Below are 17,924 nucleotides of genomic sequence, written 5' to 3'. Positions count from 1 at the left end.
GTCAACCTAATTGGCTGCCTACTATTTGTAGCTTATGGTTTCTTGATAGACAGTCTACCTGTAATTATCACCAATATTCTTATTTCTGTAGTTCAGGTATATTATCTTTTCTTAGCCAAAAAGCAATGAAAGTAATTGTATCAGCTTTCAGCAATTTATATACAGACCAGAGGATAGAAAAAGTTTGCCAAACTCTCTATGACAACGGTTATCAAATAGAACTCATTGGAAACGATTGGGGAGGAAATGGAGCAATGGAGCGCCCTTATCCTTTTAGCAGAATACACATCAAATCGAAAAATCTCCGTGGAGCATACCTTGAGTTTAATAAAAAGCTTTATACCGAATTACTAAAAAAAGCGGACAAAAATACCATCTTACATGCTAACGATATAGATGCAATACTCCCCAACCTTTGGGTTTCCAAAAAATTAGGTGTTCCTCTTATTTTTGATAGTCACGAAATCTTCACCGAAATGCCAGCCATTAAAGGAAGATGGACTCAAAAAATTTGGCAAATGGTAGAACGATATTCGCTTCCTAAAATCAAATATATGATGACGGAAAGCGAAAGCTACGCCCAATGGTTTAGAGAACGCTATCCCGTAAATCCTGTTGTAGTGAGAAATATCCCTAGAAAAATCACTACACCTATTACCATACCTCAAAACACTCCAAAAGTAATTTTATACCAAGGAGCCATCAACCAATCCAGAGGCATAGACAAAGCTATACAAGCTTTAATCTACATTGATAATGTGATTTTTAAAATCGCAGGAGACGGCCCCAAAAGAAAGGAATACGAAGCATTGGTTGAAAAATTAAATCTCAATCATAAAGTTTCGTTCTTAGGAAAGCTACATCCTACGGAGCTAAGAAAACTTACTCAAACGGCAGATGTTGGTCTTAGCATTGAAGAAAACGGCGGTGTAAGTTACCTCTACTCTCTACCGAACAAAGTGGCAGATTATATACAGAGTAGAGTCCCGCTCGTGATGATAAACTTCCCTGAAATGAAGAGGGTTTATAACGATTTTAAAGTGGGAGAAATAGTAGATTCTCACAACCCAAAAGCACTCGCTGATGCCATAACCCGTGTGCTAGAAAAGGGACGATTGCACTACCAATCTGAACTAGAAAAAGCCGCCGAAGCTCTATGCTGGGAAAAGGACGAGGAGAAAATCCTTACGCTTTATCATCAAGTAATTGCAGAATCAAACATTATATAAAAACATTTGTACGATATAAAGTCATAAGTTTTCATTTTTAAATACTATTTTTGTGAAATAGTCTAATGAAAATTTAATTTAAAAATGAAAAAAATTGCTATCGCTTGTGACCACGCTGGGTTTGAATACAAAGAATTTATAAAAAAAGAATTAGCCAACGAATACCAAATTACCGACTTTGGCACAAATTCTGCTGACTCCGTAGATTATCCAGATTTTGTACATCCTGCAGCGAGTTCTGTAGAAAACGGTGAAAATGAAATGGGCATACTCATTTGTGGTAGTGGGCAAGGTGTACAGCTTACCGCTAACAAACACCAAGGCATTAGATGTGCGTTGTGTTGGATGCCAGAGCTTGGAGCCTTAGCTAGACAACATAACAATTGCAATATGGTAGCCGTTCCTGCTCGTTTTATTTCAAAAGAACTGGCACTAGAAATCATCAAAACATTTTTAAATACTGAGTTTGAAGGAGGAAGACACCAAAATAGAGTGTCCAAAATAGCGTTCTGCTAAAATTTAACAAAATTTACCGTCACACCCCTCTAACAAATTCTTAATCATAAAAAATACATATCAAAATGGCAAAGAAAAAAAAATACATATCAAAAAAAAATGAGGGAAAACTAAAGGATTTAGGAAGACAAATCCTTAGTTTTATGAATAAACAATCCGCTAAAATATACAATTATAAGCAGATTGCTGATGGTATAGACTACAAAAACCCTCGCCAAAGAGAGCAAGTTATACAAGCTTTACATAAACTATTAGCGGACGAAAGAATAAAAGAAGTAGAAAAAGGTAAATATATTATCGACCTTAAAATAAAAGATACCCTAACGGGAATTATAGATTTTAACCACTCTGGCAATGCGTATGTAAGAGTAGAAGGCTTAGAGGAGGATATTTTCATTCATTCTAAAAATGTAAAAGATGCCTTACAAGGAGACAAAGTTCTTATTGTAACCTATCATTTCAAATCAAAAAAGCTAGAAGGCTCTGTAATAGAAGTTCTAGAGAGAAACCGTGAGGAGTTTGTAGGTACTTTTGAATTTATAAAACATAAAGATTTTGGATTCGTAGTTTGTGATAAAAAGCAAATCAACACAGATATTTTTGTACCACGAAACAAAATCAATGGAGCTAAAGACGGCGATAAAGTAGTGGTAAAAATGGTAGAATGGAACCCTACCGAAAAGAATCCGCACGGAGAAATCGTTAAGGTATTAGGAACTCCTGGTAGCCATGAGACTGAGATACATTCTATATTAGCAGAATATGGTCTTCCTTATGCTTTCCCAGAGGAAGTAGAGAAAGAAGCAGATGCCATAGACCGAGAGATAAGAGACGACGAGGTTAAAAAAAGATGGGATATGAAAGGTATTTGTACCTTTACCATAGACCCAAAAGATGCCAAAGATTTTGACGATGCTCTTTCCATAAGAAAGTTAGAAAACGGAAATTGGGAAATTGGGGTACATATTGCCGATGTGTCCCATTATGTTGTTCCCAACACATTGCTAGACCAAGAAGCCTATCAGAGAGCCACTTCGGTCTATTTGGTAGATAGAGTGGTACCTATGCTTCCTGAAGTTCTTAGTAATGAGGTTTGCTCACTTCGTCCTAATGAGGACAAATACACCTTCTCCGCTGTGTTTGAACTCAATGATAAGGCAGAAATAAAGAAACAATGGTTTGGACGCACCGTAATACACTCCAACAGAAGGTTTACCTACGAAGAAGCTCAAGAACGCATAGAAACAGGCAAAGGAGATTTAGCCGATGAAATTTTAACCTTAGACAGACTCGCTAAAATCCTTAGAGAAGAGCGTATTAGAAAAGGAGCTATTACTTTTGACCGAAGTGAAGTCAGATTTAACCTAGATGAAAATAACGAACCTCTAGGCGTTTATTTTAAGGTAAGCAAGGACTCCAATCATCTTATAGAAGAGTTTATGCTCCTCGCCAATAGGAAAGTATCCGAGTTTATTTCTCTTAACGAAAAAGGAAGCCCTACTGGCAAAACCTTTATTTATAGAGTACACGACGACCCAAACCCTACCAAACTAGAGGCTTTAAGGGATTTTGTAGCCACTTTTGGTTATAAAATGAACCTTGCCAACTCTCAAAAGGTGGCAGAAAGTATGAACGAACTTTTAAAATCCGTTAAAGGCAAAGGCGAAGAAAATATGATTGAAACCCTCGCAATGCGTTCTATGAGTAAGGCAGTTTATTCTACCGAGCCGATAGGACACTATGGTTTAGGATTTGAGTATTATACCCATTTTACTTCTCCTATCCGTCGTTACCCTGACCTTATAGCTCACCGACTACTACAGCACTATCTAGACCAAGGCAAATCTCCCGACAAGGCAGAATACGAAGAAAAATCTAAACACTGTTCTGCAATGGAACGCCTAGCTGCAGATGCAGAAAGAGATTCTATTAAATTTATGCAAGTTAAATTTATGGAGAAACATCTTGGCGAAGTGTTTACAGGTGTTATTTCTGGCGTTGCTGAATTTGGTTTCTGGGTTCAAATTCCTGAAAATGGTGCCGAAGGCTTAATAAAACTAAGGGATTTAATGGACGATTCTTATCAGTACGATGCCAAAACCCACGCCGTCTATGGTAGCAGAACAGGTAACAGCTATCAATTAGGAGACACCGTTAAAATTAAAGTAATGAAAGCGAATCTCATCCAAAAACAATTGGATTTTAAAATTATAGAAAAGGTTAAAAACTAATTTAATACTAAAGGGTTATCTCCAATAATAAGATAACCCTTTTTATTTTAAATATATTCCGATTTTCTTGTACAGCTATTTGTTAAGTAATACAAACTTGGCTAGTCTATTACCTACCAATTCCTCTTTGTACAAACCAAAATCTTTGATTTCGTATTTTTCTATATCATTACAGATTTTTCCTTTGGCGTAGGCTTCGTTATGGTTCGCATATCTATAATGAATTTTCTATCCAAAATTCTAAAAGTATAAAATTTCCTTCTTGCCTCCATTTTCCTGCGGTAATTTGACCACACGAAGTTAATATATAAGTACCGTCTTGCTTCAGCTCGAGATTAAGGTCTAGCACAAAACTGCCGTACCTCACTTTATTGAAATAACTATTCTTAGGCGAGGCATATTCTCCAATTACCGACTGCTCAAATTTACTTGGCGAAGTGCAACTAAGTATTGTGAATAATAATATAATAAACTTCATAAACTAAAGTATTAAAATCCATTACTGCAAACCAATAACTCCGAAAAAAGACTTATTTACATTCAGGAGTTAACTCTATAGGATTTTCAAAATTCTTTAATGCCTCCCTTTCTTTTCTATTATATTCGTCTTTGACTTCCTTATTATTGACATCTTTTCCATCAATGACATAGGTGGTTTTTTCAGTATTAAGATTTTCTAAAATCATAGAAGGTTGTTTTTGATATTCTTTCCAAAATTTTTGATATTGATTTGGCGATATTTCTATCGGTTTTCCGTTCCCAAAATTTCGGAATTTTAAATCGTTCTCCTCTTTTGAAATTCCTTTTATTTCAAAACTGTACTCATTCGTATTATCAGAAATTTTAAGGATAAGTCCTCATAACCCATAAAATTTATACGGTCCATCTTGAATTGGAATTTCTGGAGTAAACCAAGCCGTCCATTTTCTGCCACCAAAATTTGTTGTTGCTTTTTTTACTTCGTAACCTAAAATAACTTTTGGTTCACTATTAGTAATGTCCCATTTTTGGAAACAGTTATAATAATCTATTTTGAAAGTTTTTGCAAAGAAACTTTCTTCTACGGATATTTTCTTCTCTAAAACATTTTTGATAATAAAAGTCTTATAAATGGACTCTGTATTGCTACTTGGAATTCTAAGTGGTCCCCTAGAACCATTTTTTTCATAATCAACAATGTATTTTGTTTTCAAAGAGTCTTTTCTAAATTTTTCGTAAGATTCAAAAAATGAGGATTCTTTGTTGTTGATAATTAAAGCCGTTAACTCTTTTTTATATTCTGAAGCATTTTTTGAAGGTTTCCATTTCATCTCATAAATAACTTTATAAGACTGTCCATAAAAATAATGATGTCCGAATAGAACTAACAATAATGTTTTTAAAATCAAATTTTTCATAATCATTAAAGTAATTTATGTGTTGATATACCTCTTTACTTGATATTCAAATATTCATATATTATCTAACTGATAATGTACGCAATATACTTTATAAACTAAAGATTTCATCTACGAATATAATAATTATAACATTTAATTAACTATAATTTCACTTTTTTTGCGTGAGGGCGAAAGGCATTGTGGGAGCTCATTTTACGATAAAGGTTCGGAGCTTTGCTCCGAACCTTTATCGTAAAATAGCGACTGCCCGAAGACCGACCCTAGCCTAGGGTAAAGCCAAGGAGAGGGGCACGCCCAAAAATTTATTTACAAAAAACTTTCTAAGTAAGCATTCCGCCATCTACATTAAGCACCTGACCTGTAACATAGCTAGATAGCTCGCTACCTAAAAATACGCACGCATTCGCTACATCTTCTGGCTGACCTCCTCTTTTTAACGGAATGGTTTCTCTCCAACCTTGTACTGTTTTTTCGTCTAGTGCTGCCGTCATTTCGGTTTCTATAAAACCTGGAGCAATGGCGTTGCAACGGATATTTCTAGAGCCTAACTCTAATGCAATAGATTTAGTAAAACCGATTACCCCAGCTTTAGAGGCTGCATAATTCGCCTGACCTGCATTTCCTTTGATACCCACCACGGAAGTCATATTGATGATAGAGCCTCCTCTTTCTTTCATCATTGGTTTGATAACGGCTTTGGTTAGGTTAAAAACCGAGTCTAAATTAACCTTAATAATGGTATCCCAATCTTCTTTAGACATACGCAACATGAGGTTGTCTTTGGTAATCCCTGCATTATTAACCAAAATATCTATTTTACCAAACTCTGCTAAAACTTCTTCTACGAGCTTTTGAGAACCTTCGTAATCCGAAGCATCACTTTGGTAAGCCTTAGCTTTGGTTGTTTTATTAAGTTCCGCCTCTAGCGCTTGTGCCTTATCCACAGACCCCGCATAAGTGAATGCTACCTGTGCTCCTTGTGCTGCGAAAATCTCGGCAATGCCTTTCCCTATACCTCTGGTAGCTCCTGTAATGAGGGCTACTTTTCCTTCTAATAATCTCATATATCTAATTTATTTTTTGTTCTCTAGTCAAAAGTAATGATATTTTTCTAAATGCTATTATTGATAACTAAAACAATTTCTCCCTTTAAAGTTTTAGATTGAGAAAAATCTATCAGCTCGTCTATACTTCCTCTCTTGGTCTCTTCAAATTTCTTGGAAATTTCTCTACTGAGGCTTACCCTAGTATGTTCCCCAAAAAAGGTTTTAATCTGTTCTAATGTGGTGTTAATTTTATGTGGACTTTCGTACAATACTACTGTTCTTTTTTCCTCTGCTAATTGTTTGAGTTTGGTTTGTCTTCCCTTTTTGGGTGGAAGAAAACCGGCGAATACAAACTCATTATTGGGTAAACCACACACTACCAAAGCAGGCACAAACGCCGTTGCTCCAGGCAAACAAATCATTTCTATATTGTTATCAGCACAGGCTTTTGCTAAAAGATAGCCTGGGTCTGATATACCTGGCGTTCCCGCATCCGTTATCAAAGCGATATTCACTCCGTTTTGTAAATCTTGTATAACTTTATCGGTCGCTTGATGTTCGTTGTGTAAATGATAGGATTTTAGTGGTTTGGCTATCTCGTAATGTTTCAGCAACACTCCCGAAGTTCGGGTATCTTCACAGAGAATATAGTCTACCTCTTTGAGTGTTTTAATTGCCCTAAAAGTCATATCCTCCAAATTCCCAACAGGCGTAGGAACAAAATATAAAGTACCTGACATAATACTACAAGAATTTATTCTCTACCAATGCCCACAATCTCTGAGCATACTCATCTACCTTACCCCAATTTCTTTCGTAGTAAACATCACTCAGATATTCTCTAGCTTGTTCTATATTATCAAAAGAATTCAATTTTTTGATAACTTCATTCATATCTACTTGGCTATTATCAAATAATACCTTTAGGAAAGCCAATCGGTCGTTAAAATCAAGTTTAAAATCTTGTCTAGGTTTGCTTGGTGTTGCCAAAGGTTCTATCTCCTCTGGAACCGCTGTTTCTTGTTTTGGTTCTGTAATAGTTTCTTCATCAAATAGAGACTGCACCGAAAGTCCTTTAATATGTGCTAACTTTATTTTTTTATCTTGCTCTTCGGATATTTCCTCTTCTGTTTCTTGATTTTCCTCTTGCTGTGCTTCTACACTTTGTGTCTCTACATCTTCCACTAGCTCTTCTTGTATTGGTTCTAATTCCAATACTTCAAGTTCTTCTTCCTTAGCATTAGCAAATTCAAATTTTAATTCTTCTACGATTTCAGTAGAGGCTGGCGTTTCTATTTCTAACTCTACTTCGTGTAACTCCTCTACTTCTGTATGATGATTAGTTTCATCTATCACAACAGGTAACTCTTCAAAAACAGTTTTTTCTTCCTGATTAACATCAATTTTATCAACCTCATTTAAACTTAATCCTATCTCATAATCTTTAAGTTTTTTAAGAAAAATAAGATTCTCATAGAGAGAAGATACTAAGTTTTCTTTTTCTAAAAAATCTTCGGAATTATTTATCGCTGATAGATTATCTAACAAGGTTTTACATTCTTCCCACACTTTTTCTTCCGTATAATTGAAGTTTACCATAATGTTTCGTTATTAAAAAATCCTTAATTTTGGGGTGCTTTATTTTTACGGCTAAAATAACAAATGTTTTTAGAAAATACAATCAATCACGCAAAACAAAGTGGATGGATGGAGGTCATCTGCGGTTCTATGTTCTCTGGAAAGACTGAGGAACTCATTCGTAGGCTTCGCAGGGCAGAAATGGCAGGGCTTAATGTAGAGATTTTTAAACCTAAACTTGACACTCGCTACTCCGAGGAAGATGTGGTTTCTCACAACAGAAATAAAATAAGAAGTACAGCGGTGGATACGCCTAACGAAATCTTATTACTAGGTTCTAATTGTGATGTGGTAGGCATAGATGAAGCTCAGTTTTTTGACCAAGGCATCGTGGAAGTAGCCAACCAACTAGCAAACAACGGAGTTAGGGTAGTAATTGCGGGGCTTGATATGGATTTTAAAGGCAGACCTTTTGGACCTATGCCTTACCTTATGGCAACAGCAGAATATGTTACTAAAGTACACGCCATCTGTAAAAGAACAGGCAACCTCGCTAATTACTCTATGAGAACTTCTACTAGTCAAGATTTAGTAGAACTAGGTGAAACCGAAAGCTACGAGGCTGTAAGTAGACGCGTTTTTGTAGATGAGTTTTTAAATAAGAAATCCTAACAGCCTATGAACTACACCGCAAGGCAAATTGCCGAAATCACAGGAGCAAAACTGATTGGTGCTGGCGACAAAATTATTAAACATTTTGCCTTTGATAGCCGCATTATCTATTCTCCCAAAAACACAGGATTCGTAGCCATTAAAACTAAAAAAAATAACGGCGAAAAGTATATTGCTTCTGCGGTAGAAAAGGGTATAGAACTCATTGTTTCGGAACATAAAACTTTGGATAACGAACATCTCTCGTGGCTCATTGTAGATGACACCGTAAAATTTTTACAAAAATTAGCCCATCTACATCTTAAATCTCACAACATACAAACCATCGGAATTACAGGCAGCAACGGAAAAACCATCGTTAAAGAATGGCTCTATCAATGCTTATCCGAAGACATTAGATGCGTTAAAAGCCCAAAGAGTTTTAACTCTCAAATTGGTCTACCTTTATCTCTCCTAAATATAAAACCCGAACATAAAGTAGGTATTTTTGAAGTGGGTATTTCCGAACCCAATGAGATGACAACTTTAGAAACAATTTTCTCACCGAAAATAGGCGTTTTAACTCACATTGGCTCAGCTCATATTTCTAATTTTAAATCTGAAGAGCATCTCGTAGATGAGAAAATAAGCCTTTTTAAAGATTCTGAAAGCATCATATTTAATGGAGATAACACTCTAGTTAATAATAAAATAAATACATTATATTCAAGTAGGCATTTAACATCATACGGATTTAATAAGAGTAACAATATTCACATTTCTTCGAATTGGAAAGACCGGCAACAACCCATTACTGTTCAATGCTTTGATAAATCTTTCTCTTTCCCAGCTCAGCAAAGAGACGAGGCCACTTTATCCAACGTGTTAGCCATCATAGCCGTGATGCATCTGTTGGGATTTTCTACAGAGAAAATGATAGAAAAAATTAACAATCTAAAAGCAGTGGAAATGAGGCTAGAAAGCGTTAATGGCATTAAAAACAACCTCATCATCAACGATTCTTTTAATCTAGATTTAGACTCTCTCAAAATCGCTTTTGAATTTATTAAAAGTTACCAAAAACCTAAAAAGTCTTTAATCATTACTGATTTTACAGAAAAATCGGACGCAGACAATCTATACCAAGAAGTCGCAAGTCTTATCAATGAGCAAAATTTTAATAAAGTTTTTTTAATTGGAGAAGAAATCAGCCAGTATCAACACCTTTTAAATACTGAAAGTTTTAGTTTTAATACTACTAATGACTTATTTAGTCATCAAGAATTTAAAGATTTAGAAAATGAGCTTATCCTCCTCAAAGGAGCAAGAAAGTTTGAAATAGAGCAAGTAAAAACTTACCTAGAACTACAAAAGCACGATACGGTACTAGAGGTTAATCTAAACAATCTACTCCACAACATCAATGTTCACAAATCATTGCTAAAACCCGAAACTAAAATCATGGCAATGGTTAAAGCTTACTCTTATGGACTAGGTGGTTACGAAATAGCAGAGTTTCTACAACATCACCATATAGACTATTTAGGCGTTGCTGTTGCAGACGAAGGTGTAGAGCTTCGTAAAAACGGAATTACAGTTCCCATCGTAGTAATGAACCCAGAGCAACACAGCTATAATACCATTATAGAATATAATCTAGAGCCTAACATATATAGTTTCAGAGTTTTAGAACTATTCCACAAACAACTAAAACAAAACGGTTACGAGGGAAGGTATCCCATTCACATCAAACTAGAAACAGGAATGCATCGTCTTGGTTTTAAAGAAGATGAGATAGACCAATTAAAAGACTACTTAAATCAAATGAGTGTAAAGGTAGAAAGTATTTTCAGCCATCTTTCTAGTTCTGACATTCCTCAAGAAAAAGACTATACCTTAGCACAATGCCAAAAATTTGATAGACTTTCACAAAACATCATCAAAGACCTAAACTATAAACCATTAAGGCATATCCTCAATTCGGCAGGAATTACCAACTACACCGATTATCAAATGGATATGGTAAGAATTGGCATCGGCATGATGGGGATTTCTGCCTCGCCCGAAATTCAGCCTTTATTAAATCCTGTAGTTGCATTCAAATCTGTTATTTCTCAAATTTCGGAAATCCAACCTAACGATAGTGTAAGCTACGGCAGACGCTACAAAGCCTCTAAAAGCACAAGGATAGCCACCATACCTGTGGGCTATGCTGACGGTGTCCCTCGACTGTTAAGCAATGGCGTGGGCTATATTGGCATTAAAAACACCTTATGCCCTATTGTAGGCAGTGTTTGTATGGATATGATGATGGTGGACATTTCTGACCTCCCTGCCAAAGAAGGTGACGAAGTGATTATCTTCTACGAAAAGCCTTCTCTAGAAGACTTCGCAATGTATTCACAAACGATACCTTACGAAGTACTTACCTCTATTTCTAGACGAGTGAAAAGAGTTTATATTAAAGATTAACTCTAAAACAATGCTTTTAGAGCTTCGTAAATCTTTTGTGCTTGCTTTTCGTAACCTGTTTTCAAAAAGTGTACGCCATCTTTATTAGCATCTTTATTGTTCAGTGCTTTTTGAAAATAGCCTCTTCCACCCAATGCTTTATTCAAATCATAAAACGCTACTTTTTCTTGAGTAGCAACTTGAGCAATCCACTTAGTGATGAGTTCTGCTTTATCACCTTTCAGTTTATTGTCTGGTGGCGATATTAACAAGATTGGAAGTTGTGTGCCTTTTCTTAATTCGGAAATAAGAAGCATTGCATTTCTTTTAAATTCTTCCTCGCCTATAGCTCCTAAAGATTCATTCGTGCCCAAAGCTATAATGGCAATATCTGGCTGAATCAACTTTAACTGTTGTAACTGTAACGGATATTTTAAAAAATCAGCGTAGGTAGCTCCATTAACGCCTACCGTATTAAAGACAACCCCTTTGGTATTGCTATTCAAAAATTGAAAGCCATAGAAAACATTACCATTTTTAGCATTAGTTTTCAATAAAAGACGAGTATTGGGTTCAGACAAATTCACGACTGTATTTAGTTCACAGAAGGTAGACCTTGGTAAACTTTTTAGCTGATTTTCAAAGGAGAAGTCATAACTAATTCCTACTTGTTCCACAGAATAGGGCTGATTAGCAATAGGCTTTTTGGATTGATTGAGCTGATTTAACCTTGTGGTGGTGGTATAGAATTTAGAAGCTATCTCTGGGAATGTATCCTCTACTTTTACGATATAAGGAAATATTTTTTTATCCTTTTTTATAAAACCTTTTAAACTTTCGTTAGATTTCATTAGTTCAAAAGGCTCTCCCTTCATTATACTATCATTGAATATAACTACCTTAGTAAATGCATCTTCAGGTCTAAGATTTATTTCCAAAATAGAAGGTTCTTTATTCCCAATCACAAACCCTGAAGCACCTATTTTCGGAAAAACATCTTGTTCATAAACCAATCTAAAGTTCTCCCAAGTTGTATTACTGTACGCCGATATATCTTCTGGTCCATTAGAATTAGCTAACGCATAGGGAAACACCAAACCTCGCCCTGCATTGCCATATTCTTCTTGAAATTTATTACGAAGGTATCCTGTGAGCCAATCGGCTTGTATATGAGAATCACCTATAAATAAAATCTGTGTTACGGCTTCGTTTCGCTTCAGTTTAGTTACAAATGGCTCTAAATTTTCAGCATTGGTTATTTGGGCGTTTACCCCAAACCATATTGAAACAGCACACAAAAGATATAAAAAACGATTTTTATTTTCACTCATTTTCTGTCTTTAAAATTGTAAATAAATCGGCATTACCTGCTCCGAGGATTTAAAAAAACCATAAAGCAACAGAAAGCAGAAAAACACCATTATATAAAACACCAAAGGAATTGTTTTGGGCTTGTCTAGCAACTTATCTACCAACCCATCAGGTATTAGATGAATGAGCATCGCAAAGCCAATCATCCAAAGCACTTCTTGATAATTTTCATAGAAAGGCATAAAGACAGAAACATCAAAGTTATAGAAAATTTGGGATAACATCGCCTTTGCGATTTCAAAGTCTTCCGCCTTAAAAAACACCCAACCAAAACACACAAAATGGAAAGTTACCAGCCCCATAATTACCTTATAGATAAAGGTATTATTAACCTTTTTAAGAGCTTTGCCTGTAAGTAACATCCATATTTTATGAATACCCAAACCTACTCCGTGAATGGCTCCCCAGATAATAAAGTTCCAACTCGCTCCGTGCCAAAATCCCCCTAAAAGCATTGTGGTCAATAGATTAAAGTTAGCCGCAATACCCTTAGAATCTCGAGTAATGAGTGCAGGCAACAAAAAGATGAGTAACATCGCTGCGGATAATCCACCGGAATAAGCATAAGATAAGTGGAACAAATTCACTCCCATTAGAAAGACTCCTACCAAAAACAACGAAACAAATAGAAACGATGCTACGGAAAACTTACGATTACCACCCAACGGGATATAAAGATAATCTTTAAGCCAAGAAGAAAGGGACATATGCCAACGTCTCCAGAACTCTGTAATATTTTTACTTTGATAAGGCGATAGGAAATTAGGTGGTATTTTAAAGCCTAGCCACAAGGCTATTCCTATGGCAATATCACTATATCCGCTAAAATCACAATAGATAACCATAGCGTAACCATAGACCGCAAAAAGGTTTTCTAACCCTGTATGCAGTGCAGGATTATCAAAGACATAATCTACAAAATTCAGCGTGATAAAATCTGAAATGATTAGTTTTTTTATCAATCCAGAAATAATCAGATAAAAACCTTTAGCAAAGTCTTTCTCGGAAATTACATAAGGTTCGTTAATTTGTGGCACAAAATCGTGAGCTCTTACAATAGGGCCCATCATTAGTTTTGGGAAAAATGCCAAAAACAGAAGATAGTCTGAAAACTTGGAGGCTGGTTTAAAATCACCTCTGTAGACATCTATGGTATAACTAAGATTTTCAAAAGTATAAAAAGAAATTCCTATAGGAAGCAAAATATTCAGCGGATTAAAGTCTGTATTAAGCCATTCATTAGAAATACTAATAAAGAAATTGGTGTACTTAAAGTAAAACAACATTCCTAAATTGAATATAATACTAAGAACAAGTAAACCCGTTTTAGCCGACTTCTGTTTCGCTTTGTAAATAGCATTAGACAAGAAAAAATCTACAATAGCAGACCAAATAACCAACCCTACAAACCAACCACTGGCTTTATAGAAAAAGTATAAAGAAAACAAACAAAATACATAACGCCTTGCTTGATGCTGATGCCTTAGAGCAAAGAACAATAGTATAAATAATGAGAAAAAGTAAACGAAAAACCCATTATTAAACAAGAGCGGATTTTTACTATCGTATAAAAATTGATTCCCAAAAGCAGCCCAATCAAAGGACGCTAAAAACTGTTCTACATTCATTATTTATCCCTTTTTCTATTTTTTTGATAATCTTTTATAATGGCATCATATAGCTTTTGTCCCAATACTTCTGCACCTTTAGCATTAGGGTGTATATAATCTTTGTTTGCCAGCGGTGGTGTGGCATTAGCCCACTTAGCAATACTATTTTCGCCCCCCATAGTCGCAAAATTATTATAGAAAGCCATATTGTACTTTAAAGCGAGTTCTGCCTGAAGTTTCAGCAAGTTAGGCAATCCCACCGCTGTTTTGTACTCCCCATTATACCTAAACGCTCTGTCGGCACTACCTATTAACAGAAACTCGGTATTAGGCATCTCTTTTTTCAGTTTTTCTAATACAGGCGACATCATTTTCTCGTAATATTCATAATTGGTATCCTTTGGGCGGAACATTAAATTCACTCCATATTGAAGAATTACCAAATCATAAGGATTATTCTTCTGAACGGCATTATATATTTCCTTATCTATCTTACCAAGCTCAATCCCAGTAATCCCTCTAAACGAGAAGTTATCTACAAAAACACCATTTTCGGACTCAAAACTAACCCCGAATAGAGGCAAAGAGTTTGTTTTGGACTGTACTGATATTCTATTATTGTTATCATTAGAAAGCACTATACGATTGACCTTATCTATTCCAGACAACACTAATGGAGTACCGTTGGCAACTATAGCAGCATCATTTATTTTCCCAAATAGCAACGCCTTGGTTACTACATCGGTACTTTGTATCGTTTTATCCTCATAGGAACCCGTGCCTAATCCTCCGAACCTATGCCCCGATAAGTAGAGGTTATCCGCTCCTTTAATCATAAAATGAGTGTCTTTCCAGCCTTTTCCAGACACCATTGCCGTTGTTCTGAACCCTGCAACATTGGAGTACATTGGCACAAAGCCTACACCTTTACCCCCGAACTCGGTTTGTAGGAGCCTCCTTAAAGTCTGTGTCATTAGATCTCCCTCTATCATACTATCCCCAAAGAACGCAATTCTTACTTTGCCTTTCTTCTGTTTCTTTAAGTTTTCCAATTTTTCCACAAACTTAGCCAGCACAGGTTGAGGTGAATTGGTTAAAAAATTGGTAATTAAATCTGGTTTTTGATATAAGTCAAATTGCACGGTCTGCTCAACAGGAAGAGACGAAAGAGTTTCTTTTTTTTGTTCATTAACTTTTTCTATTTCTACTGACCGAAATAACTCCGAAACCAAGTTTATATTATCTAACGGACGCCAGTGGAAGTTCATCATCTTCATAACCAATGAAGCCGACAAATAGATTACAAAACTTGAAAGGACTAATCTAAAAACTCTATAATTTTTGTTTGATTTCAAGGCGAATTTTTCTTTAAAAAAACGTCGCTAAAGTAATGCTTTTTTTAATCGCTACACAACCTAAAATAAGAATATTTTCACTAAAAATCACAAACTTTTTCTCTAACCTAAAAATGTTATTTTTTGTTAAAAATCACCCTCTTATAATTTTGATTTGTAAATTTGCCCACAAATTATTTATAATTATGAAAAAACACACTTCTTATATTAGAACTATTATTATTGGAGTATTACTGTGTCTATTCTCATTTCCTATGAAGGCACAAGCTACACATCAGTATATTAAAAGCAACAAAAACTTGGTAACCGAGTTATCAAAAAAGTATGAAATTCCTGCCGCTGTAATTATGTCCATCGCATTTGTAGAAACTGGTGGTGGTAGCTGCAAAAACTCAAAGCAACTCAACAACCATTTTGGGATTGTAGGTAAAAATCATCAGAAAGGCTCTAAGTACAAACAATTCAGTTCTAAAGAGGAGAGTTTTGATGCCTTTTGCAAAATGCTCACACGAAAAAAATACTATTCAGACTTAAAAGGGAAAAACGACTTCTCTCTGTGGGTGAAAACCATTGCTAACAACGGTTATTCTACCCAACCTAAAGAATGGATTCGTAGAATAACGCTAGTTTATAACAAATTTAATTTATCAGATATTTAAAAGCCTTCTAAATTCTAATTATTTATTTGGTGATTTATTGGCTAAGACATATATTAGCACTTGATTTTTAAATAAGATAAATAACAAACAAAACATCCGAATTTTTAATTTTAGGATGTTTTTTTATAAACAAGTTTTAATTTTTATTAAAAATAAATAAAGCACTTTATGAATAAAAAACTAAACGAACTATTACTCAACCTAATAAAGATAGAACGGAAAGACATCGTCAATATTTATTTATATGGTATCCTTAGCGGACTGGTATATTTGAGTATTCCTCTAGGTATACAAGCCATTATTAGCTATGCCTTTGGAGCCGCTATGGTTACTTCTATCTATTTATTGATTGCACTTGTAGTGCTAGGCACTTGGCTGACAGGCTACTTCCAAATAAAGGTAATGATGATTATAGAGAAAATCCAACAAAAAATATTTGTGGATTACACTTTCAAAATCGCTAAAAGATTACCTGATATAGACCTCTATTCGGTAAACAATTATCATCTTCCTGAGCTTATCAATCGTTTTTTTGATACACAGAATTTACAAAAATCATTCTCCAAAATGCTATTGAGCATTCCTACATCTATTATACAGATTATTTTTGGAGTTATACTATTATCTCTTTATCATGTTTGGCTTTTGGTCTTTGGTATTTTTCTCATCATAGGCATTGTTGTTCTATTTAAGCTTACAATGAAACAAGGTATAGAAACCAGCCTCAAAGAAAGCGATAGCAAATATCATCTAGCAGCTTGGCTGGAAGATTTATCATCAGCAATTAAGATATTTAAAGTAAGTTCTAACTCAAATATTCATTTAGAAGAAACTGATAAAAGGGTATTGCCGTATTTAGACTACCGTACACAGCATTTTCATGTTCTAAAATTCCAGTACAAATTAGTTATATTTTTTAAGGTTATCATTACACTAGTGATGTTATCTATTGGCGTGTATTTGCTCATCAATCAAAAACTGAACATTGGTGCATTTATGGCAGTAGAAATTGTTATTTTACTACTATTAAGCGCAGTAGAAAAACTAATAAAAAGTTTAGAAAGTTATTATGACACCATTATCGCCCTAGCAAAGCTAGATAAAATCACCGAATTAAAGACGGAAAATAGTGGTAAACACAATATCTACCACAACAGCAATGCTGGAGTTGATATTAGTTTCAATAGAGTCAACTATTCCTTTGATGGCAAAACCAATAAACTAGAAAATATAAACTTTGATGTTACAGCTAATGGCATTACCGTAATTTCTGGAGACACCGCTTCTGGTAAGAGTTTACTCCTTAACTTAATAGCTGGTTTTTATACTCCTACTCAAGGGAATATTTTCATCAATGGTGTGGGGATAGAAAACATCGATATGAATATCTACCGAAGTAAGCTGGGGCTAATGATAGACGAGCGAGGTATTTTTAAAGGAACTATTTTTGAAAACATATCCGTAGGCAATGAAAATATAAAACTAGATGATGTGGTTGCATTGGCAAAAGAAATAGGTATAGACAGCCATTACTTCTCAAACGACTTACTTAGTGTAATTAATGATGTTAATTATCAGCTCCCTTACAGTACAAAAAAAATCATTATGCTTCTGAGAGCCTTAATTGGAAATAAAAAATTAATCCTTCTAAAAGAACCATTAGAAGGCTTAGGCGAAAGCATTAAACCTAAGCTGATAAAATATATCCAAAAAACATCTCAATACAGAACCTATATTATCATCTCTCAAGATAAAGATTTGATTAAAGCAAGCCAACATCATTTATCTATGAATAAAGGGAAACTAGAAGTCATAAAATAAAAACGC

16 protein-coding genes are annotated in these 17,924 nt (G+C 35.0%); 7 read left to right on the top strand and 9 right to left on the bottom strand.

All coding sequences use genetic code 11. The features are described from left to right. Positions 1-125: 125 nt before the first annotated feature. The 3 genes from VIX88_RS08010 (at position 126) to rnr (ending at position 3,976) form a co-directional block, all read left to right on the top strand. Complete coding sequence (locus tag VIX88_RS08010) at positions 126-1,229, top strand: glycosyltransferase (RefSeq protein WP_064969699.1); 1,104 nt, start codon at positions 126-128, stop codon at positions 1,227-1,229. A gap of 84 nt (positions 1,230-1,313) precedes the next feature. Beyond that, complete coding sequence (gene rpiB / locus VIX88_RS08005) at positions 1,314-1,745, top strand: ribose 5-phosphate isomerase B (RefSeq protein ID WP_004920632.1); 432 nt, start codon at positions 1,314-1,316, stop codon at positions 1,743-1,745. Between the two features lie 65 nt (positions 1,746-1,810). Further along, positions 1,811-3,976 (top strand): ribonuclease R, encoded by a 2,166-nt coding sequence (rnr, locus tag VIX88_RS08000; RefSeq protein WP_064969701.1) that lies wholly within the window; start codon positions 1,811-1,813, stop codon positions 3,974-3,976. Between the two features lie 214 nt (positions 3,977-4,190). Here rnr and VIX88_RS07995 read toward each other — a convergent pair whose 3' ends face one another. The 6 genes from VIX88_RS07995 to VIX88_RS07970 form a co-directional block, all read right to left on the bottom strand. Continuing rightward, positions 4,191-4,454: a hypothetical protein gene (locus tag VIX88_RS07995; RefSeq protein WP_237190254.1), complete on the bottom strand. Its 264-nt coding sequence runs from the start codon at positions 4,452-4,454 to the stop codon at positions 4,191-4,193. Between the two features lie 52 nt (positions 4,455-4,506). Beyond that, positions 4,507-4,662 carry a hypothetical protein gene (locus VIX88_RS07990; RefSeq protein ID WP_153926770.1) on the bottom strand — a complete coding sequence of 52 codons (156 nt, stop codon included), beginning with the start codon at positions 4,660-4,662 and terminating at the stop codon, positions 4,507-4,509. A gap of 171 nt (positions 4,663-4,833) precedes the next feature. Beyond that, positions 4,834-5,373, bottom strand: a complete 540-nt coding sequence (locus VIX88_RS07985) for a GLPGLI family protein (protein ID WP_164857929.1) — start codon at positions 5,371-5,373, stop codon at positions 4,834-4,836. A gap of 323 nt (positions 5,374-5,696) precedes the next feature. Next, the gene (gene fabG / locus VIX88_RS07980; protein WP_064969703.1) at positions 5,697-6,440 is read right to left on the bottom strand and encodes a 3-oxoacyl-[acyl-carrier-protein] reductase; all 744 of its coding nucleotides are present in this window, start codon (positions 6,438-6,440) and stop codon (positions 5,697-5,699) included. A 47-nt stretch (positions 6,441-6,487) separates the two neighbouring features. Further along, the gene (rsmI, locus tag VIX88_RS07975; RefSeq protein WP_109475351.1) at positions 6,488-7,162 is read right to left on the bottom strand and encodes a 16S rRNA (cytidine(1402)-2'-O)-methyltransferase; all 675 of its coding nucleotides are present in this window, start codon (positions 7,160-7,162) and stop codon (positions 6,488-6,490) included. A 4-nt stretch (positions 7,163-7,166) separates the two neighbouring features. Continuing rightward, entirely contained in the window at positions 7,167-8,021 is an 855-nt protein-coding gene (locus tag VIX88_RS07970; RefSeq protein WP_064964599.1) for a hypothetical protein, read from the bottom strand. A gap of 63 nt (positions 8,022-8,084) precedes the next feature. Here VIX88_RS07970 and VIX88_RS07965 point away from each other — a divergent pair, with 63 nt between their 5' ends. Continuing rightward, positions 8,085-8,672: a thymidine kinase gene (locus VIX88_RS07965; protein WP_004920607.1), complete on the top strand. Its 588-nt coding sequence runs from the start codon at positions 8,085-8,087 to the stop codon at positions 8,670-8,672. Between the two features lie 6 nt (positions 8,673-8,678). After that, entirely contained in the window at positions 8,679-11,123 is a 2,445-nt protein-coding gene (locus tag VIX88_RS07960; protein WP_154212475.1) for a bifunctional UDP-N-acetylmuramoyl-tripeptide:D-alanyl-D-alanine ligase/alanine racemase, read from the top strand. A gap of 2 nt (positions 11,124-11,125) precedes the next feature. Here the strand turns inward: VIX88_RS07960 and VIX88_RS07955 are convergent, their stop codons facing one another. From VIX88_RS07955 to VIX88_RS07945, 3 genes are read right to left on the bottom strand one after another with little or no spacing between them, the layout of a single operon-like run. After that, positions 11,126-12,433: a GDSL-type esterase/lipase family protein gene (locus tag VIX88_RS07955; protein ID WP_014937732.1), complete on the bottom strand. Its 1,308-nt coding sequence runs from the start codon at positions 12,431-12,433 to the stop codon at positions 11,126-11,128. A 9-nt stretch (positions 12,434-12,442) separates the two neighbouring features. Next, positions 12,443-14,101 carry an MBOAT family O-acyltransferase gene (locus VIX88_RS07950; RefSeq protein WP_014937733.1) on the bottom strand — a complete coding sequence of 553 codons (1,659 nt, stop codon included), beginning with the start codon at positions 14,099-14,101 and terminating at the stop codon, positions 12,443-12,445. Beyond that, complete coding sequence (locus VIX88_RS07945; protein WP_214193739.1) at positions 14,101-15,438, bottom strand: hypothetical protein; 1,338 nt, start codon at positions 15,436-15,438, stop codon at positions 14,101-14,103. Before VIX88_RS07945 ends, VIX88_RS07950 begins: the two co-directional genes overlap by 1 nt. Before the next feature lie 185 nt (positions 15,439-15,623). Between VIX88_RS07945 and VIX88_RS07940 the strand changes: the two genes are divergently transcribed. Together VIX88_RS07940 and VIX88_RS07935 are read left to right on the top strand one after the other, a co-directional pair. Next, positions 15,624-16,097, top strand: a complete 474-nt coding sequence (locus VIX88_RS07940) for a glucosaminidase domain-containing protein (protein ID WP_064969727.1) — start codon at positions 15,624-15,626, stop codon at positions 16,095-16,097. A gap of 168 nt (positions 16,098-16,265) precedes the next feature. Beyond that, positions 16,266-17,918, top strand: a complete 1,653-nt coding sequence (locus VIX88_RS07935; RefSeq protein WP_064969715.1) for an ABC transporter ATP-binding protein — start codon at positions 16,266-16,268, stop codon at positions 17,916-17,918. Positions 17,919-17,924: the final 6 nt, after the last annotated feature.

The organism is Riemerella anatipestifer (assembly GCF_035666175.1).
GTDB classification, from domain to species: domain Bacteria; phylum Bacteroidota; class Bacteroidia; order Flavobacteriales; family Weeksellaceae; genus Riemerella; species Riemerella anatipestifer_D.
The sequence above is the reverse complement of the archived record's forward strand: the minus strand, read 5'-3'. Positions and strand labels throughout refer to the sequence as shown.